19 protein-coding genes are annotated in these 18,488 nt (G+C 63.9%); 11 read left to right on the forward strand and 8 right to left on the reverse strand.

Annotated features, from left to right (window positions below; all coding sequences use genetic code 11):
- Positions 1-44: 44 nt before the first annotated feature.
- The gene (miaB, locus tag I6L32_RS12155) at positions 45-1,478 is read right to left on the reverse strand and encodes a tRNA (N6-isopentenyl adenosine(37)-C2)-methylthiotransferase MiaB (protein ID WP_010673772.1); all 1,434 of its coding nucleotides are present in this window, start codon (positions 1,476-1,478) and stop codon (positions 45-47) included.
- Between the two features lie 224 nt (positions 1,479-1,702).
- Here miaB and I6L32_RS12160 point away from each other — a divergent pair, with 224 nt between their 5' ends.
- From I6L32_RS12160 to I6L32_RS12170, 3 genes are all read left to right on the forward strand, one after another.
- Positions 1,703-2,866: an FAD-dependent monooxygenase gene (locus I6L32_RS12160; RefSeq protein WP_216943934.1), complete on the forward strand. Its 1,164-nt coding sequence runs from the start codon at positions 1,703-1,705 to the stop codon at positions 2,864-2,866.
- 140 nt (positions 2,867-3,006) lie between these two features.
- Positions 3,007-3,573, forward strand: a complete 567-nt coding sequence (locus I6L32_RS12165) for a cysteine hydrolase family protein (RefSeq protein WP_216943935.1) — start codon at positions 3,007-3,009, stop codon at positions 3,571-3,573.
- A gap of 103 nt (positions 3,574-3,676) precedes the next feature.
- Positions 3,677-4,312 (forward strand): cold shock domain-containing protein, encoded by a 636-nt coding sequence (locus I6L32_RS12170; RefSeq protein WP_043153190.1) that lies wholly within the window; start codon positions 3,677-3,679, stop codon positions 4,310-4,312.
- A gap of 45 nt (positions 4,313-4,357) precedes the next feature.
- Here I6L32_RS12170 and I6L32_RS12175 read toward each other — a convergent pair whose 3' ends face one another.
- Positions 4,358-5,245, reverse strand: a complete 888-nt coding sequence (locus tag I6L32_RS12175; RefSeq protein ID WP_043153188.1) for a LysR family transcriptional regulator — start codon at positions 5,243-5,245, stop codon at positions 4,358-4,360.
- Between the two features lie 114 nt (positions 5,246-5,359).
- Between I6L32_RS12175 and I6L32_RS12180 the strand changes: the two genes are divergently transcribed.
- Both I6L32_RS12180 and I6L32_RS12185 read left to right on the forward strand, forming a co-directional pair.
- On the forward strand, positions 5,360-5,584 hold the full coding sequence (locus tag I6L32_RS12180; protein ID WP_010673776.1) for a hypothetical protein: 225 nt from the start codon (positions 5,360-5,362) through the stop codon (positions 5,582-5,584).
- Complete coding sequence (locus I6L32_RS12185; RefSeq protein ID WP_216943936.1) at positions 5,581-6,252, forward strand: HAD-IA family hydrolase; 672 nt, start codon at positions 5,581-5,583, stop codon at positions 6,250-6,252. The genes I6L32_RS12180 and I6L32_RS12185 overlap by 4 nt, the downstream gene beginning before the upstream one ends.
- A gap of 21 nt (positions 6,253-6,273) precedes the next feature.
- On the opposite strand, the gene I6L32_RS12190 is transcribed toward I6L32_RS12185, so the two are convergent.
- Both I6L32_RS12190 and I6L32_RS12195 read right to left on the reverse strand, forming a co-directional pair.
- Complete coding sequence (locus I6L32_RS12190; RefSeq protein ID WP_254203824.1) at positions 6,274-7,734, reverse strand: sensor domain-containing diguanylate cyclase; 1,461 nt, start codon at positions 7,732-7,734, stop codon at positions 6,274-6,276.
- A gap of 105 nt (positions 7,735-7,839) precedes the next feature.
- A complete protein-coding gene (locus I6L32_RS12195) occupies positions 7,840-8,442 on the reverse strand; it encodes a nitroreductase family protein (RefSeq protein ID WP_010673779.1) in 603 nt (200 codons plus the stop codon).
- 290 nt (positions 8,443-8,732) lie between these two features.
- Here I6L32_RS12195 and I6L32_RS12200 point away from each other — a divergent pair, with 290 nt between their 5' ends.
- Positions 8,733-10,277 (forward strand): diguanylate cyclase, encoded by a 1,545-nt coding sequence (locus I6L32_RS12200; RefSeq protein ID WP_216943937.1) that lies wholly within the window; start codon positions 8,733-8,735, stop codon positions 10,275-10,277.
- Between the two features lie 241 nt (positions 10,278-10,518).
- Positions 10,519-10,992 (forward strand): YMGG-like glycine zipper-containing protein, encoded by a 474-nt coding sequence (locus tag I6L32_RS12205; protein WP_039041096.1) that lies wholly within the window; start codon positions 10,519-10,521, stop codon positions 10,990-10,992.
- A gap of 86 nt (positions 10,993-11,078) precedes the next feature.
- Here I6L32_RS12205 and I6L32_RS12210 read toward each other — a convergent pair whose 3' ends face one another.
- Both I6L32_RS12210 and I6L32_RS12215 read right to left on the reverse strand, forming a co-directional pair.
- The gene (locus I6L32_RS12210) at positions 11,079-12,035 is read right to left on the reverse strand and encodes a D-2-hydroxyacid dehydrogenase (protein WP_216943938.1); all 957 of its coding nucleotides are present in this window, start codon (positions 12,033-12,035) and stop codon (positions 11,079-11,081) included.
- 119 nt (positions 12,036-12,154) lie between these two features.
- Entirely contained in the window at positions 12,155-12,925 is a 771-nt protein-coding gene (locus I6L32_RS12215) for a DUF3530 family protein (protein WP_216943939.1), read from the reverse strand.
- Between the two features lie 309 nt (positions 12,926-13,234).
- Here I6L32_RS12215 and I6L32_RS12220 point away from each other — a divergent pair, with 309 nt between their 5' ends.
- The 4 genes from I6L32_RS12220 to I6L32_RS12235 are packed head-to-tail and all read left to right on the forward strand — an operon-like array spanning position 13,235 to position 16,556.
- The gene (locus I6L32_RS12220) at positions 13,235-14,275 is read left to right on the forward strand and encodes an isopenicillin N synthase family oxygenase (RefSeq protein WP_042880267.1); all 1,041 of its coding nucleotides are present in this window, start codon (positions 13,235-13,237) and stop codon (positions 14,273-14,275) included.
- A 21-nt stretch (positions 14,276-14,296) separates the two neighbouring features.
- Positions 14,297-15,109 (forward strand): MetQ/NlpA family ABC transporter substrate-binding protein, encoded by an 813-nt coding sequence (locus I6L32_RS12225; protein WP_042014517.1) that lies wholly within the window; start codon positions 14,297-14,299, stop codon positions 15,107-15,109.
- Positions 15,106-15,900: a methionine ABC transporter ATP-binding protein gene (locus I6L32_RS12230; RefSeq protein ID WP_010673786.1), complete on the forward strand. Its 795-nt coding sequence runs from the start codon at positions 15,106-15,108 to the stop codon at positions 15,898-15,900. The genes I6L32_RS12225 and I6L32_RS12230 overlap by 4 nt, the downstream gene beginning before the upstream one ends.
- Entirely contained in the window at positions 15,885-16,556 is a 672-nt protein-coding gene (locus I6L32_RS12235; RefSeq protein ID WP_041212539.1) for a methionine ABC transporter permease, read from the forward strand. The genes I6L32_RS12230 and I6L32_RS12235 overlap by 16 nt, the downstream gene beginning before the upstream one ends.
- Before the next feature lie 94 nt (positions 16,557-16,650).
- Here the strand turns inward: I6L32_RS12235 and efp are convergent, their stop codons facing one another.
- Together efp and earP are read right to left on the reverse strand one after the other, a co-directional pair.
- Positions 16,651-17,217, reverse strand: coding sequence for an elongation factor P (efp, locus tag I6L32_RS12240; protein WP_010673788.1), 567 nt, complete (start codon positions 17,215-17,217; stop codon positions 16,651-16,653).
- Positions 17,218-17,262: 45 nt separating this feature from the next.
- The gene (gene earP, locus I6L32_RS12245) at positions 17,263-18,459 is read right to left on the reverse strand and encodes an elongation factor P maturation arginine rhamnosyltransferase EarP (protein WP_216943940.1); all 1,197 of its coding nucleotides are present in this window, start codon (positions 18,457-18,459) and stop codon (positions 17,263-17,265) included.
- Between the last annotated feature and the right edge of the window lie 29 nt (positions 18,460-18,488).

Raw genomic sequence — 18,488 nt, forward strand, 5'->3', positions numbered from 1 at the left:
CTCTTATCGGTTGTTCCCCCGCCAGGGGGCGGGGGAGAGAGTCATCAATGGGGTCTGAAGGCCGCAACGCCCAGATCATCGGGCACGTTGTCAGGACGACGGGCGAGGATCTCGCTCGGGGCCGTGGCGATGCGCAGGTTCATTTCGTCCTCGCCGCGGATGAAGCGGCCGCGCAGGGAGTAGGGGCGTACGTCGGTGATCTCCACGTCGGCGAAGCCGCCGATGAGGCGGTGCGGCCCCTCGAAGTTGACCACCCGGTTGTTCTCGGTGCGGCCACTGAGCTGCATGGGATCCATCTTGGAGGGCCCCTCCACCAGGATGCGCTGCACCGAGCCCAGCATGGCGCGGCCGATGAGCATGGACTGGTGATTGATGCGGTTTTGCAGTCGGGTCAGGCGGGCCTTCTTCACTTCCATGTCGACGTCATCGGGCAGGTCTGCGGCCGGGGTGCCGGGGCGCGGGCTGTAGATGAAGCTGAAGCTCATGTCGAAGTTGATCTCCTCGATGAGTTTCATGGTGGCCTCGAAGTCTTCGTCCGTCTCGTTCGGGAAGCCGACGATGAAGTCGGAGCTCATGGTGATGTCGGGACGCACGGCGCGCAGGCGGCGGATCTTGGACTTGTACTCCAGCACGGTGTGCGGGCGCTTCATCATGGTCAGGATGCGATCCGAGCCGCTCTGGATGGGCAAGTGCAGGAAGCTGACCACCTCGGGGGTATCACGATAGACCTCGATGATGTCGTCGGTGAACTCGACCGGGTGGCTGGTGGTGTAGCGAATGCGGTCGATGCCGTCGATGGCAGCCACCAGGCGCAGCAGCTCGGCGAAGGTGCAGACCTCCCCGTCGAAGGTCGGTCCCCGGTAGGCGTTGACGTTCTGGCCGAGCAGGTTCACTTCGCGCACCCCTTGCTGGGCGAGCTGGGCGATTTCATAGAGCACGTCATCCAGCGGCCGGCTCACCTCCTCGCCACGGGTGTAGGGCACCACGCAGAAGGAGCAGTACTTGGAGCAGCCTTCCATGATGGAAACGAAGGCGGTCGCCCCCTCGGCACGGGGTTCGGGCAGGTTGTCGAACTTCTCGATTTCGGGGAAGGCGATGTCCACCTGGGCACCGCGCCCCTCCTGCACCTGCTTGATCATGGTCGGCAGGCGGTGCAGGGTCTGGGGTCCGAAGACGATGTCCACATAGGGCGCCCGGCTGCGCAGGTTCTCCCCTTCCTGGGAGGCGACGCAGCCGCCCACCCCGATCACCAGCCCCGGTTTTTTCGCCTTGAGCTTCTTCCAGCGACCGAGCTGGTGGAACACCTTCTCCTGGGCCTTCTCGCGGATGGAACAGGTGTTGAGCAGCAGCACATCTGCCTCTTCCGGCTCCTCGGTAAGCGTGTAGCCATTGCTGGCATCCAGCAGGTCCGCCATCTTGGACGAGTCGTACTCGTTCATCTGGCAGCCCCAGGTCTTGATATGAAGTTTCTTGCTCATTGCTTCTCGTGACTGGTTTTGAAATCGGCAGGGTCAAAGGACCGGCCATTTTACTCCGCAATCCCGGTGCTGACCAGTCTGGGGCCGCCCGTCGCCATCAGGGCCGGCTTGTCGTCGGCAATTGCGCATCCCTCTCACTGTTTCTGCCGCCTCCTTGCGTTATCATGCCCCATTCGGTTCGGCCCTTGCCCCTTATCGCGGGGACTCCTTGCAGGAATCAAGTTATGGAACAGTGTGATATTGCCATCGTCGGCGCCGGCATGGTGGGCGCCGCCACCGCCTGCCTGCTGGCGGCAGAGGGGCTCTCGGTGCGGGTCATCGAGACCCGGTTGCCCGAGCCCTATGCCCCCGAGCAGCCGCTGGATCTGCGGGTTTCCGCCATCAGTCAGGCCTCGGTGGCGCTGCTGACCCGGGCCGGTGCCTGGCAATATCTGCAGCAGATGCGGCTGTGCCCCTATCGCCGGCTGGAGACCTGGGAGCTGGACGGCTTCGCTACCCGCTTCGACGCGGTGGATCTCGGGCTGCCCCAGCTCGGCTACATCATCGAAAACCGGCTGATCCAGCTCGCGCTCCTGAAAAGGATGGAGGATTTCCCGACCATCCAGACCCATACCCCGGCGGCGGTGACGAGCCTGCGCCAGGGTGCGGATGACGCCGTGCTGACCCTGGATGACGGCACCGAGCTGCAGGCGCGCTGGGTGTTGGCCTGCGATGGTGCCGAATCCCACACCCGGCGATTGGCCGGCATCGGGGTGTCGCGTTTCGAGTACCGCCAGCACTGCATGCTGATCAACATCGACACCGATTTTGCCCAGGAAGACATCACCTGGCAGCAGTTCACCCCGAGCGGCCCGCGCGCCTTCCTGCCGCTGCCGGGCCGCCATGGCTCCCTGGTCTGGTATGACAGCCCGGCCCGCATCCGGGCGCTGGCCGCCATGAGCAACGAGGCCCTGGCCGTCGAGGTGCGCCGCCACTTCCCGAGCCGCCTTGGCGGTTTCACCGTGACGGACAAGGGGAGCTTCCCCCTGGTGCGCCGTCACGCCAACGACTATCACGCCGGGCGAGTGGTGCTGCTCGGGGATGCGGCCCACACCATCAATCCGCTGGCGGGGCAGGGGGTGAACCTCGGTTTCAAGGACGTGGCCTGCTGGGCCGGGTTGCTCGGCAAGGCGGGGGCGCAGTGGCACGAGCTGGCGCTGGCCGGGCGTTACGAGGGGCGACGCCGCCCTGACAACCTGCTGATGCAGTCGGGGATGGATCTCTTCTACGGGGTCTTCAGCAACGAGATAGGCCCCCTCAGGCTTGCCCGCAACCTGGCGCTGAATCTGGCGGACAAGGCGGGCCCCCTCAAGGAGATGGCGCTACGCTATGCGCTTGGGCTGTTATGAGGCAGTGCGTGGCACTGCCAGGTGCCAATCGGGTGGCATATCAATCCGTGTGATGGTGCCAGCCGGTTTTTTATATGGCCGCGAGGAGTGATCCTGGCGGCGCAGGGGCAAAACGGCCTCAGGCAAGGGGGGAGCACACCATGAACAAGGCATTGCTGGTGATCGATTTCATCAACGACATCGCCCACCCGGACGGGCGCATCGCCGCCTCGGCGGCCCAGGTGATCGAGCAGGACGCCATTGCGCACGCCAACCAAGCGCTGGCTCATGCCCGCGCTCACGGCTGGCTGGTGGTGCTCATCAAGGTGGGGTTTGACGAGGGCTATCTGCTGCAACCCAGGGATTCCCCCATGTTTGGCCGTGCCCGGCAGTTCGGGGCCCTCTCCCTGGCGGACAGCGGCACCGACTTTCATCCGGATCTCGATGTGCAACCCGGGGATCTGGTGCTGACCAAACCCAGGGTCAGCCCCTTCTACGGCACGGCGCTGGAGCCTGCGCTACGGGCCAATCGCATCGAGCATCTCTATGTGTGCGGCGTGAGCACCAGCTGGGCCATTCAGGGGGCGGTGCGAGATGGCCACGATCGGGACTACGCCATCACCATCCTGGAGGATGCCTGCGCGGCGGCGGATGCCGCAGAACACCAGGCTTCCCTGCGCATGCTCGGTCGCATTGCCGAGATCATCAAGGTCGCGGAGCTGCTCTGACCACTCGTATCTAATCCACTCATTTTTCATGCCAATGCTCTGTTGAAACCGAACCAATTTCGGGCAACATGAGTGGAACCGTACTGGCCACAAGGATGAGGACATGCGTTATCAGGGCAGGATCGCGAGCTGGAATTCACAACGCGGTTTCGGGTTCATCAAGCAGGAGCAGGGCGGTGCCGATCTTTTTGTTCACATCACCACCCTGCAATTCGATGGCAGGCCGCCGGAGGTGGGGGAAAAGGTTTCCTATCTGATCGGGAGCAGCAAGGATGGCAAGCCTTGTGCCGTACAAGTGTTCTTTCCCGACCGCCCGCTCTCGCTGGCTGGCGGACCTATGCCATCCATGCTGGATCGTGGGAGCAGGGAGGATTTGAGCCCTCGGGCACCACACGCCACCACATATAGAACCCGGGAGTATCATGCTCCTCGTCGCAAGGGGAGCTGGGGTGGCAAGTTAATCCCCCTATTGGTGCTGGCGGGGTTGTTCTCCCTCTATTCCCGCTTCTCGGCCGAGTTTGCCTCACTTCCATCCGCTCCCTCTTTTAGCCAGGAGGACAGTACTTCGAACAGTACGGTTCAGGTTCCGACTTTTGTTCGTCAGTGCGATGGCCGTCAGCATTGCTCCCAGATGACTTCCTGCGAGGAGGCGACCTGGTTTTTGCAAAATTGCCCCAATACCAAGATGGATGGGGAAGGAGACGGCATCCCCTGCGAGCGGCAGTGGTGTGGCCATTAGCCAGCCGTTATGTACTTCAGGATTCCGGTTCGGGCTGCGCTCCTCTCAGAGGCTGTGGCTCTGCGGATATGCCGCCCTGACCAGGGCCAGAAAGCGATCCCGGATGGGATCGGCAAATTCCGGGTTCCACACCAGGCTGATTTCCCATTCCGACCAGGGGCCGGAGAGAGGGTAGAGGGTCACCTCCTTGCCCGCGATGAACCCTACGCTGCGCGGCAGGATGGCGTTGCCGATACCGGCGGCCACCAGGGCCACCAGGGTCTGGATGTCTTCCGCCTCCTGGATGAGACCGGTCAGCCGGTTGGCGCCGAGAAAGCGGGCGATCTGCTGGCTGAGACCCGGGCAGCGATGGCCCACCATCTGCAGCAAGGGATCGCGGATCAGCGCCCGCTCCAGGTCGAAGTCCGGCCCTGCCACCTGGGTGGGGACGGCCAGCACCAGTCTGTCCGTCAGTAACCTGTGTTCCCTCAGCTGCGGCGCATCAGGCCGTCGCATGAAGCCCAGTTGCAGCCGACCCGCCAGCAAGTGTTCCTGCTGGATGGCGGAGGTGGTGTCCCGCAGGTGGACCAGCACGTCGGGGGCCTGCTGTTTGAAACGGGCCACCAGGGAGGGGGCCAGTGCGAAGCTGGAGAGCCCGAACCCGATGTTGAGGCGTCCGGCGGCACCGCTTGCCAACGCCAGGGCATGCCGCTCGAATCCCTTGCCGTGATCCACCAGAGCCCTGGCCTGGGGCAGCAACTGGAGGCCGATGGCGGTCAGCTCGGCCCCGTGGCGGCCCCGGTTGAACAGGGTGCTGCCGAGGGCCTGCTCCAGCCCCTGGATCTGCTTGGTCAGGGCCGGTTGCGTCACAAAAAGCCGGCTGGCCGCCTCCCGGTAGTTGGCACTCTCGGCCAGCATGACGAAGGCCTGCAATTGTCTCAGGTCGAATCTCATTCCATTTGGTTATCCAATGTGGCGATTTATTGATTATAAATTATCTAATCTCCTTGTTCTAATGGTCTCGAAACGGGCCTGCTTGCCCGCTGTTCAGCCACAAGGAGTCATGTCATGTCGAGCGAACGCTATCTGTTCTTGATCAAGGGGAGCCTGGTGATGGCTCAGCCGCTGGCCGCACCGGAGACCGGGGAACTGCTGACCAGCCTGTTGCAGCAGGGGTTCGTCGTCGCCCCCTTGCCGGTGTGGGCCAGCAATGCGGAGCAGGCGCTCGCCTGTTACGAGGCCGCTGCCCAGCGGCAGGTCTTCGCCGATGCGCTGGCGGGGAGAGCCCTGTGAGCGCGGTGCGCGTGAGGGCCGCGGCCCTGCTGCTGGACATGGACGGGACCCTGGTCCACTCCACCGGCGACGTGGAAGTCGTGTGGCGGCGCTGGTGTCAGCACCATGGGCTGGATCCCGCTCCCGTGCTCGCCATGTGTCACGGCGTGCGCTCACGGGAGGTGATAGGGGCCCTGGCTCCCCAGCTGGACATGGCGGTGGAGGTGGCCCTGCTCGACGATCTGGAGATGGAATACGCTGCGGCGCCGATGCCCCTGGACGGTGCCCGGCGACGGCTCGAACAGCTGCCGCCGACGCGCTGGGCGCTGGTGACTTCCGCAAGCCGGAGGGTGGCAGAGCACCGGCTGCTGCACGCCGGATTGCCGCTGCCCCGTCTCCTGGTGTGCGCCGGGGATGTGGTACGGGGCAAGCCGGATCCCGAGCCTTATTTGCTGGCTGCCAGCCGGTTGGGACTGGCTCCGGCCGATTGCCTGGTGTTCGAGGATGCGCCAGCGGGCATCGCCAGCGCCCTGCAGGCGGGTTGCCAGGTGGTGCAGATGGGGGGAACAAGGCGGTATGACGACAGGCTCAAGGGCTGGCTGCGGGACTGGCGCGGGATCGAGATCGAGGCGGCATCGGACGGGCTCCATCTTCATCTGCCCGCCCCGCTGCCGGCAGAGGCCGGATGATGACGACAAGAGCCACGCCATTCAGGTGCCGCAAGATTGCCCGGCGCTGGGGGAAGCCTGCTCGGCCGAGTAGCGTTCCACCCGGTTGCGGCCATTGTGCTTGGCCAGATAGAGCGCCTGATCGGCGCGAGAGAGCAGCTCGTCCAGATTGAAGGGGCCCTCTCTCTGGGAGGCGATACCGATGCTGACCGTGATGCAGACGGCGGGCTCGGCTCCATTTTCTTCCCCTGGCTGCGCGACGATTTTTCGCAGCCGCTCGGCCACCGCTATGGCCTGCTCCTCGCTGAGGCCGGGCAAGATGGCCACGAATTCCTCTCCCCCCAGGCGACAGAAGAGGTCCCCCGGCCGAAGCTGGTCGCGCACCCGGGCCGCGAAGCCGCTCAACTGGTTGTCCCCCTCTTCGTGACCGTGCCGATCATTGATGCGTTTGAAATGATCGATGTCCAGCATGCAGACCGCCACAGGGTAGCGCTGCACCGTGAGGTGCTGGAGCAGTTCGTTGGCGGCCGACCAGAAGCCGGCCCGGTTCAGCGCACCGGTCAGGTGATCGTGGTGGGCCAGGTGTTTCATCTCCCGTAGCAGGCTGTTGCGGGCCGCCATGATGCTGGCGGCGGTCAGGGGGGTGAGAGCGATCAGCATGACCCCTATCCGGACGGAGAACATCCAGTACTGAGTCTGGACATCGTGATTGATGACGAGATGGCCGTTTGAGAGGGCGATCAGGATCAGAGTGCTGTAACTCAGGGTCAGCAGGCTGGTGGCGAAGACGGAGTAGGTGACTGCGCACCAGAGCAGTGCCGGTACCGGGAAGGCGATGGATCCCGGCCCCTCGATGAGCAGGGTGAGCAGCAGGGAGGCCACCAGGCTCAGCAACGGCATCAATCCGGCCCAGGAGAACTCGGTGCGATAGAGGAGGGTACGCCAGGGGGGCACGCTGTCATGGGGAGGCAGTGTCAGGAGCACCGGCAGTATGGTCATGTAGTTCACCAGCTCGCTGGCAAACCAGAAGCCCAGCCCGTAGAGCGGGGGGCCCAGAGACAGGATGGGATTGATGATGGCGCCGACCACGCCGGCGGCGAGGGAGGCGGCCAGGGTGTTTCGCAGCAGGAGCACGAGGGAGGTGGGGCGCCTGAGGAGCTTGTCGGCAGGCGCGAGCCGATGCATCAGCAGATACCCGACGCCGATGCCGGCCAGGTTGCCGCAGGTCAGCAGGATGGTTTTGAACAGGGGCTCGCCGGTGAAGAGGGCGGCGAGAAAAAAGCCCAGTATGCCGCCGGCCCAGCCCGCCGGGGTGGCCAGGCGTGGATAGCGCACCATGCAGCCGAGCAGGACCGCATTGGCAGGCCAGAAGGCCGCCAGCAGGTTGGGGGGGCGGGTGAAGATGCCGATCAGCGAGAACAGCAGTACCAGGGCGGCGACACACAACAGAGCGGACAAGGGCGTCAATGTGCATGAGGTACGTTGGCGTGCGATGTCCCCCATGGGGACCTCCTGACAAGAGAGCGTTTGTTCAGAGTATGGCTGGCACGTGACAAGGGTGAACGTGTGAGAGAAGAAAACGCCCCCTGGTGGAGGGGGCGTGAAGGCTTACTTGAAGACCCGGAAACGCACGTCGTCGTCGATGAAGGTCTTGTCGCCGGCAGGTTGCTCTATGCTGCCAAAAGGCATCTGGGCACGGAGCAGCCAGCTGGCGGGCAGGTCCCACTCCTTGCGCACCGCATCGTCGATGAGCGGGTTGTAGTGTTGCAGGGAGGCGCCGATGCCCTCCTGGGCCAGGGTGGTCCAGACCGCGAACTGGGCGATCCCGGTGGCATGTTCGGACCAGATGGGGAAGTTGTCGGCATAGAGAGCGAATTTCTGCTGAAGATCCTCGATGACGGCGGTGTCTTCGAAGAAGAGCACGGTGCCAGCCCCGGCGCGGAAGCTGCCGTTGATCTTGGCTTCACTCTGGGGATAGGCCTCCGGCGGCACTATCTTCTTGAGCTCCGCCTTGACGATGTCCCACAGCTTGTGGTGCTGCTCGCCGAACAGGATGACGGCGCGGGAACTCTGGGAGTTGAACGAAGAGGGGCTGTGCTTGACGGCATCCTTGATGAGGGCGGTCAGCTGGGCCTCGGAGTGGGTCACCCGGTTGCCCAGGGCATAGATGGTACGACGTGCTTTGATCTGTTCGATAAACGGACTGCTCATAACATCTCCTTGGTTGATGAATCATCACCGCCAGCGTTGCCGACAAAGGTCATCTGGCTCCGATTTCTCGAGTCATCGACTATAACACCTTGCGGGCAATAAACCGTCAACGACGAGTAATGACTGTTTCTACTTTTTATGGATATTCACATGACGGATGTGAATATGGCCGCGAGACACCTTGATATCTTTTTTATCATTAGCAGTGGATGTTAATGACTTCAATCAATATCTTTTGCAGTTTTTTAATCTATAAAATTAATAAAATATGACATTTTATAGAGGGTGGCATGACGGCGGCGCTGATCAAGGAACGCTATTACATACTGACTCCGCTGTCGTTTCTCCTGGGAGGGCTGGTGCTGATCGCCACCCTGTTGCTGGCGGCAGCCAGCTACTTGAGCAGCATCGACAAGACGGTGGCGGGTTACGGTCACATGCTGGCCGCCCTCGACGCCACCCTGTTCCAGGACATGGCGCAGGACAACCGCTGCCAGCTTGGCGTGCTGGAGGCGTCCCTGGATAAGCAGGCCATCGCTGCCGGGGCATCGGCCATCAATCCCATCTGGCCCATTGCCCATCAGTTCAAGTACGACGCCCACTTCCTCTATTTCTACAATGCGCGCACCCATCGGCTCGATGGCTATCCCGACTGGCAGCAACCGGAGGGCTACCGGGCACAGGCGCGGCCCTGGTACCAGACCCTGTCCGGCGAGGGTGATGATCTCGTCTGGTTCGGTCCCTACCCGGCGTTCGATTCGGCCGGAGAGGTACTGACCCTCATCAAGCGGGTCAAGGATGATGAGGGGCAACTGCTTGGGCTGCTGATGGTGGACATGTCGTTCAGCGCCTTGCAGGGGGCGTTGCACCGGGCAGTGGGTGAGGATCCGGTGGCCCTCTACATCACCGAGCGCAAGGGCGGCAAGCTGGTGGTGGGGCACAATTTGTCGCTGTTGCCGCCCCGTCTCGAGCGGGAGACGCAGGCGGTCGGCCTGGACGGGTTCTGGGAAGGACGCCACCTGCAACACGCTCTGGAGGGGATGGAGTGGGATCTCAACGTCTATCTTCCCCCCTCCCATTTTCATGAAAACCTGCAAGACACCCTGCTGATGGTGGTGCTGCCCGCCCTGGCATTGCTCTGCATCTGGCTGTGCAGCCTGTGGTTTCTGGTGCGGATCTTTCGCCAGGAGCAGGCGCTGGTGCAGGGCTCGCTCAGCGGCCTCATCCGGGATGAGGCGAGAAAGGAGATCCAGCGGCGTCAGCGAACCTGGTTCGTGCACGGCAGCCTGGGAGAGATAGAACAGGTGCGAAACAGCCTGCTGCAAGGGCAGGATGCCCTGCTCCACGACCCTCTCACCGGCATCCTGAACCGGCGAGCCTTCGATCAGCAGCGGGCGGGGCTGGAGCAGGCGGGGAGGCCCTACTGGCTGGTGCTGTTCGATGTGGACAACTTCAAGCGCGTCAACGACAGCTGGGGACACGGTGTGGGGGATGCGGTGCTGTTTCGGGTAGCCACCATCATGGCGAGAACCCTGGGGGATGAGCAGGTCTACCGCATCGGGGGCGATGAATTTGCGGCCTTGCTGCCCTGGGAGCAGGCGGAGGTGGAATGTCGCCTGACCCACCTTCTCGGTCGGGTGAAGGCCCTGAAATGGCGGGAGTTCGCCGACGCCATCACCCTGAGCGCCGGCGGCGCGCGCTATCCGGATGATGCCCTGACGCTGCTCGAGCGGGCGGATGCCTGCCTGTACGAGAGCAAGCACCAGGGGCGGGATTGCTGGCATCTGGCGGCGTCGTCGCCCGTTGACGGGGAGGTTGTGACAGTATCTGTCTGACGGTGATCGCTGCAAAAAAGGGCCTTTGGGCCTAGAAAAGGGTCATGACGGGGATGATTTCTCGTGTGACCTTTTTTTTTGATGTGGTTTCAGGTGGTTAGCCTGCTTTCTTGCATTGTGTCGCGAACCGGAGACAGGGAGGGCTGGCCGTGAGGTGCCCCTTGCGGCAGTGGCGCAGGTCAGGGGGCTTTGTATAGTGCAGGGAAAAATAATCAATCATCAGGTTTGACAGGAGTACCCCATGAAAATGAAACCGTTTGGCATGAGCGCACTGGCGCTGCTGGGTGCGTTGCTGTTGGGCACAGGACAGGTGCAGGCATCCGAGACCCTCAATACCATTCTCGGCGGCGGAGCCGGCGGGGTGGCGGGCACCATGATCGGCAAGGAGCTGGGTGGCGACACCGGCGCCCTGGTGGGGGCTGCCCTGGGGGGCGCGGCCGGTGGTGCGGCCACGGCCAATAGGGGCAACAAGAACGAAGCTGCGCTCGGCGGCGCCGTTGGTGCCCTGGGCGGGGCTGCCATCGGCAAGAGCGTCGGTGGCAGCACGGGCCAGCTGATCGGCGCCGGCATCGGTGGTGCCGGTGGCTCCGCCATCGGAGCCAGGACCGGGGATGGTCATGAGAGCCGCGGCGATCGCTATTACGATGACAGGCGCTATCACAAGCACCACAAGAAACACAAAAAGCACCGCAAGCACAGATGGCATGACGACTGATGCCGCGGCAAGCTGACCGACAAAAAGGGGCCTTTGGCCCCTTTTTTGATCCCGCTGCCGGCCCGTGAGGGGCGGCGAGCGGCCTCTTACACCAGCCGGTGCTGGCGCCTGCCAAGGGAGAAGGCGTTGATGTTGTCGATGAGCTGATCCGCGAGGCGCTGCATCGACTCTTCGCTGGCCCAGGCCACGTGGGGAGTCAGGATGAAATTGGGGTAACGCAGGGCCTGCATCAGAGGGTGATCCGGAGGCGGCGGCTCGACACTCGCCACATCGAAGCCGGCGCCCCCCAGACGGCCGTTGCCGAGGGCTTCTAGCAGCGCCTGCTCGTCCACCAGGCCGCCACGGCCCACGTTGATGAGCAGGGCGCCCGGTTTCATCAGGGCCAACTCCCGCTCCCCGATGAGATGGCGGGTGTAGGGGGTGAGCGGGCAGTGCAGGCTGATCACATCCGAACTTTGCAGCAGGGCATCCAGGGGCAGCCTGTCGTCATCCCCCGGAGAGCCGACCTGGCTCTGGGCATAGTAAACCTCCATCCCGATGGCGCTGGCCCGCTGTCCCAGCGCCTGTCCCAGGGTTCCCTTGCCGATGATCCCGAGGCGCTTGCCATGCAGATCCGTGATGGGGTGGTCGAAGAAGCAGAACTGGCTGCTTTGTTGCCAGCGCCCCTCCAGCAGGGACTGGCGCCAGGCGAACAGGTTGCGCGACAGGGCGAGCATCAGGGCCATGGCGTGCTCGGGGACGGAAGGGCCCGAGTAGTTGCGGATATTGCACACGGCGACATTGGCGGCGCGGCACGCCTCCAGATCCAGGTTGTCGCTGCCGGTGGCGGCCAGGGCGATCAGGCGCAGTTCGGGCAGCTGGGCCAGTTCATCGGCCCCGATGCGCACCTTGTTGATGATGGCGATGCTGGCGCACTTGAGCCGCTCCACCACCTGATCCGGCGCCGTGGTCGGGTAGCTTTGCCAGTGATGGGGAAAATCGGGGCGGCGCAGATTGATGCCGGTGTCCAGGGTGTCGCTGTCGAGAAACACGATTTGCTGCATGAAGCCTCCTGCCATTGGTTCGGACATGATGCCAAACATGGAGGGCGGCTGACCAGCGCGGTGGCATCGGGCCAAGTCCGATGGGGAAGGCAAAGGCGGGGGCTGTGCCTCGGAGGGCCTCAGATCCAGCCCAGGTGCGTCAGCCAGCCCTGGATGCGGCCCGGCGTCTCCTCCAGATCCATCAGGGCATAGGGGCGGTAGTTGAGCTTGTGGCTGCGGCGGCTCTCGCTTCTGCGGGCTTCGGCCGCCAGCAGGGGCCAGCGTCCTCCCTCCTCCTGATAGAGATCCAGGGTAGGGATGCTGCCCTGGGCTATCTGCTTGGCGAGGGTCTGGTTGCTCAGCTGGTTGGGGAAGAAGCCGTCGAGCAGCACCAGGGCATCGGGGGCGGGCAACTGTTCGCTGGCGATGAGGTTGGCGGCCCAGGCGGCGCTGGTACCCTGGGCCAGCAGCAGCTTGAAGCCCCCCTCCTGCAGCTTGGCATCCCCCAGCTTGCTGATGCGGGAGGCAAACTGCTTGCGAAAATCGTCGATGACCTGCTGTTTCTTCTCGGCGGCGGGGTCGAGCTCGGTCTGCTGCGGCGAGGGGAGCAGCAGCAGGGTATCGAAACCGAGGCGCCCCAGCTCCCGGGTCAGTTGCCACAGCTGGCCGCTGCGCTGCCAGTCGGGCAGCAGGATGACCAGACCCACGTAGTTGTCGCTGTCGTGCTTGGCAAACAGTACCTGTTGTTTGTCCACCCTAGTGCTGTCGGGTATCCCCTGCCAGTCGCTGCTCTGCCAGTAGTCGGGGGGAACCAGGGGGGCTGGATCCGGGGCTGCGCCTGACGGTGCATGCCCGGCGCCGTGGGCGGCAAAAGCAAGCAGGGTCAGCAGCAGATAGGGGCGAAATGTCATGGGGGATCCTCCAGCACTCCCTCATAGCGGCCTCGCCGGGGGTTTCTTTAGGGCAAGGGGGCACATCGGCATCGGCGGTGGCGAAGAGGGTCTGACCGGCGGGCCGGACACGGGCCCGGGATTGTTCCAAATGGCAAAGCATTCCCGGTTTTGATTGTTCCATCCCGTGACCCATACATGGTTCAGTAAGGGCAGACAGACAGGGGGCCGGGGCATGTCGCCACTGGCCGCAGGCGGAGAATTCTCCCCCCTGTCTCGTCAGAACGAGAGGTTCACCCTCACTTTCCATCGACAGGGAGCGTTATCGCCATGAGCACCTTGGTTCACTTGCCCATCCTCGACCTGAGGCAGCTGGATGCCTCGCCCGACGCTCGGGCCGATTTTCTGGCATCGTTGCGCGATGCCGCGAGAGAGACGGGATTTTTCTACCTGACCGGCCACGGCATCGATCCCGAGCTGCAACAGGAGGTGCAGCAGCTGTCGCGGGCCTTCTTTGCGCTGCCTCTGGCGGCCAAGCAGCAGGTCGCCATGATCCACTCTCCCCATTTTCGTGGCTACAACCGACCGGGGGCAGAGCTGACCCGGGGTCAACCCGACTGGCGAGAGCAGTTTGATATCGGTGCCGATCGCCCTGCCTTGCCGCGCGCGGCGGGCGACCCGCCCTGGTGGCGGTTGCAGGGGCCGAATCAGTGGCCGGAGGCGCTGCCGACACTGCAACCCGTGCTGACGCGCTGGCGTGGGCAGATGACCCGGATGTCCCGTACCCTGCTCGGGGCTTTTGCCGAGGCGCTCGCACTGTCGCCAGATGCCTTCGATGCCCTGCACGGAGAGCGTCCCAACGAACATATCAAGCTGATCCGCTATCCCGGTGAGCGGGGCGCCACCCAGGGGGTCGGTCCCCACAAGGATTCGGGCTTCCTGAGCTTCCTGCTGCAGGATGACCAGCCCGGCCTGCAGGTGGAGGTGGCGCCGGATCACTGGATCGATGCGCTCCCGCTCCCCGGCACCTTCGTGGTCAACATCGGTGAGCTGCTGGAGCTCGCCAGCAACGGCTACCTGCGGGCGACCGTGCACCGGGTGGTGCCGTCGGCGCCGGGGCAGGAGCGTCTCTCCATCGCCTTCTTCCTGGGGGCCCAGCTCGACGCCGTGGTGCCCGTCTATCCGCTGCCCGAGGCACTGGCCCGTGAAGCCAGGGGGCCTGCCACCGACCCGCACAATCCGCTGCTGCGGGAGGTGGGCTGGAACTACCTCAAGGGGCGGCTGCGTTCCCACCCTGACGTGGCATTGCGCCACCATGCCGATCTGTTGCCGACGCCCCGGGCGCTGGCGGTCGGCGAAACCACCCATTGATTGCATGGCAAGGAGCACAAGATGAACAAGCACGGACTGTTTTCCCTGAGCGGCCTGGTATTGGCCCTCGGACTCTCTCTCTCCGCCCAGGCAGCCCAGGCGCTGCGGGTTGCCGCGGATCCACTGCCCCATGCGGATATCCTCGGCGAGGTGAAACGCCAGGACCCTTCGCTGGATCTGCAGGTGATCGAGCTCAGTGGCGGCATCAATGCCAATGCCCTGCTGGTGGCGGGTGATGTGGATGCCAACTACTTCCAGCACGTCCCTTACCTGCGGGATCAGGAGAAGGCGCTCGGCACCGAGCTGGTGGTGGCCGCGACCGTACACGTGGAGCCTCTTGGCATCTATTCGAAGAAGTTCAAGCACCTGAGGGAGGTACCGGAAAAGGCGGTGATCGCCCTGCCCAACAATGTCACCAACCTGAGCCGGGCCCTCTATCTGTTGCAGCACGAGGGGCTCATCACCCTCAAGGCCGGCCATGAAGATCCGGCGCGGGATCTGGCGACGGTGCACGACATCGCCACCAACCCCAAGGCGCTCAGGATCCTGGAGATCGAGGCGCCGCAGCTGCCGCGCTCCCTCGACGACGTGGATCTGGCGGTGATCAATGGCAACTATGCCCTGGAGGCGGGGCTGGAGCCTGCTCGCGATGCCCTGGGGCTGGAGAGCGCCCAGAACAATCCCTACGCCAACATCCTGGTGACCACCCCGGCGCTCAAGGATGATCCGCGGATCCGCCAGTTGGCGCGGGACCTGGAGTCCAGGGCGATCGCCGACTTCATTCGCAAGAGCTACAAGGGGTCGGTGATCCCGGTGGCCGGGCGGCAGTCATGATAGTGCTGGAGGGGCTCGGCAAGCAGTACCCGGGGCACGGGCAACCCGCTCTGGAGGGGGTGTCGCTCGAGATTCCGGATGGGGCCATCTACGGCATTCTCGGGCGCAGCGGGGCGGGCAAGAGCACACTCATTCGTTGCCTCAATCTGCTGGAGCGGCCAAGCCGGGGCCGCATCCTGTTCGATGGCCGCGACATCACGGCCCTGGAGGGAGCGGCCTTGCGCCGCCACCGTCAGGGGACCGGCATGATTTTCCAGCACTTCAATCTGCTGCACGCCCGCAGCGTGGAGGAGAACGTGGCGGTCCCGCTGGAAATCGCCGGAGTGGCGCGCCGGGAGCGGGCGGCCCGGGTCAGCGAGCTGCTGGAACTGGTGGGGCTTGGCGAGCACCGTCGCGCCTTTCCCTCCCAGTTGTCGGGGGGACAGAAGCAACGAGTGGGCATCGCCCGCGCCCTGGCCGCCAATCCGCGCCACTTGCTCTGTGACGAGGCGACCAGTGCCCTGGATCCGGAGACCACGGAGTCGGTGCTGGCGCTGCTTGCCGACATCAACCGCCGCCTCGGGATCACCATAGTGCTCATCACCCACGAGCTGGAGGTGGTCAGGGCCATCTGCGATCACGCAGCATTGCTTGAACGGGGTCAGCTGGTGGAAAGCGGCGCTCTGGGCACCCTGCTGGCCAACCCCGACTCCCGCGTGCGGCAGGCCCTGTTGCCGGATCCCGAGATCCTGCGGCGTTTCATGGCGCGTCACGGAGTCACAGAGGAGGTACGTTTATGCAGAGTCGCCTGAGTGCCGATGCCTTGCTCGAACTGATGTATCAGGGGTCGCTTGAAACGCTCTACATGGTGGGAGTGGCAGCCGTGTTCACCCTGCTGCTGGGGCTGCCGACCGGGGTGCTGCTGGTGGTGACCCGTCCCGGGGGCGTGCTGCCCTTGCCCCGTCTCAACATGGTGCTGGGGATCGGTATCAACATCGGGCGGTCGCTCCCCTTCGTGGTGCTCCTGATCGCCCTGATCCCCCTGACCCGGCTGGTGGTCGGCACCTCACTGGGCAGCACCGCCGCCATCGTTCCCATTACCCTGGGGGCCTTCCCCTTCTTTGCCCGGGTGGTGGAGAGCGCCCTCGATGAGGTGGACAAGGGGCGCGTCGAAGCCGTGCTCGCCATGGGGGGGAGCGGCTGGCACGTGGTCGTCAAGGCGCTGCTGCCCGAGGCCTTGCCGGCGCTGCTGGCCGGACTCACCCTGACGGTGGTGATGCTCATTGGCTTCTCCTCCATGGCGGGGGTGGTCGGTGGCGGCGGGCTCGGTGATCTGGCGATCCGCTACGGCTACCAGCGCTTTGATGACAAGGTGATGGCAGGGACAGTGGTCATGTTGCTGCTGCTGGTGCAACTGGTACAGGGGGTGGGGGACAGGCTGGTGCGGGCACTGGCCCATCGCCGCTAGGGGCACGGCTTCTCATCAGGCCGGCCGTGAGGTGCCAGCCAATAAAAAAGCGAGCCTTGGCTCGCTTTTTTTGCAATCACATCAAGGGGTCAACTTAGTTGACGCGACGCTTGAATTCACCGGTACGGGTGTCGATTTCGATCTTGTCACCGATCTCCACGAAGGCGGCAACGGCCAGCTCGTAGGAGGTGCCCTTCAGGCGGGCAGGCTTGGTCACTTTACCGGAGGTGTCGCCACGGGCGGCCGGCTCGGTGTACTCGACTTCACGCACGATGGTGGTCGGCAGTTCTACGGAGATGGCTTTCTCGTTGTAGAAAGTCACTTCGCAGAGGTCTTCCATGCCGTCTACCAGGTAGTTCAGGGCATCACCCAGGTTGTCTTTCTCGACGTCGTACTGGTTGTACTCGGTGTCCATGAAGACATACAGCGGGTCGGAGTAGTAGGAGTAGGTGCACTCTTTACGCTCCAGCTGAACGACTTCCAGCTTGTCGTCGGCCTTGAAGACGGTCTCGGTGGCGCTGCCGTTCAGCAGACCCTTCAGCTTCATCTTGACCACGGCGGAGTTACGGCCGGATTTGTTGAATTCAGCCTTCTGGACCACCATCGGCTCGGTGCCGATCATGACTACGTTACCAGCGCGGATTTCCTGTGCGGTTTTCATGTAAAAAATTCCTGTTCGTGAAACGGACGGATAAAAACTGCCAGATTATATACGGCTTTCTAAAAATTTCACCAACCTCGTGACGAGATCCCCGTCCGCCAGCAGCCTCTGTGGCCAGGTGCGCCCATGTTGCTGCCATATGGCCGCGTATTGAGGCCATTGTGCCCAGAGTTCACCCGTATGCTCCCCCCGGTTGAGGGCATGGTTGAAGCGGCGCAGCCACTGACCGGCCGGCGCTGGCAAGGGGGAGAGGTAGTGGTCGAGAAAACTGTCCAGCTTGACCATGTGGGCATCCTCTTCCTGCTGGTAGATATGCCAGAGGAAGGGGCGCCCCGCCCACTGGGCCCGCACGAAGGAGTCCTCCCCGCGCACCAGGTTGAGATCGCAGCTCCACAGCAGGCGATCGTAGCCCCTCTGATCGGTCATCGGCAGCAGCTTGACGGTGAGGTTGCCCGCCTGGAGCAGATCTCCGGCCCGGGCACCGGGAATGGCCTCTGCCAGCCCTGCGCCGATGAGCACGTCGTCGAGGGAGCGCCCCAGCGGCAGCAGCAGGGTGACGGGGGTGACGCTCTGGCGCCAGCCCTCGGCCAGGCTCCTGAGCGCCTCGCTCTCGTAGGTAAAGAGGCTGACCCGCAGCTCGTCTTCTCGTTGGGGTGGCAGGCCGAGGCTGGCCCAGTAGGCGGCCAGTCCCGCAACATCCTGTTGCCAGCGCTCGCGCTCGACGATGAGGCCTCGCTCGCACAAGAGGCCGCCCGTTTTCTGCGTGAAACCCGGGAAGAAGAAGTACTTGTCGAGGCGCTGGCTGCCGACCTGCTGGGGCGAGGCGAGGCCATGGCAATCCTCGACCCAGCTCTCGGCCGAGAGGTATTCGAGGTTGATCCAGCAGGGGGGCGTGGTCTGCTCGGCCATGCGTTCGATAAAGGGGGCGGGCAGCTCGCAGGCAAACGCCTCGATGACCACCCTGGCCGAGGTCATGTCGGCGGGGAGGCGCTCGTGCCAGTGCTGGACATAGATGCCATCGACCCACTGACCGTCCTGTGCGGGGTCGAGCGCCGGGCAGATGCGGGCGAAGCTAACCAGATCGTCCACCCAGAGCCGCACCTGCACCTCACTCTTCTGCGCCGGGAGCGCGCCTTCCTGTTTGAGCTGGCGGGCGAGTCGCCAGGTGACGCCGATGTCACCAAAGTTGTCGACGACGCAGCAGAAGATGTCCCAGTCGAAGGGGGGGAGAGGGCTTGTCATGGCGCGGGATCCCAGATGCAAAAAAACCG

This window comes from Aeromonas sp. FDAARGOS 1402 (genome assembly GCF_019046925.1).
GTDB lineage: Bacteria > Pseudomonadota > Gammaproteobacteria > Enterobacterales > Aeromonadaceae > Aeromonas > Aeromonas caviae.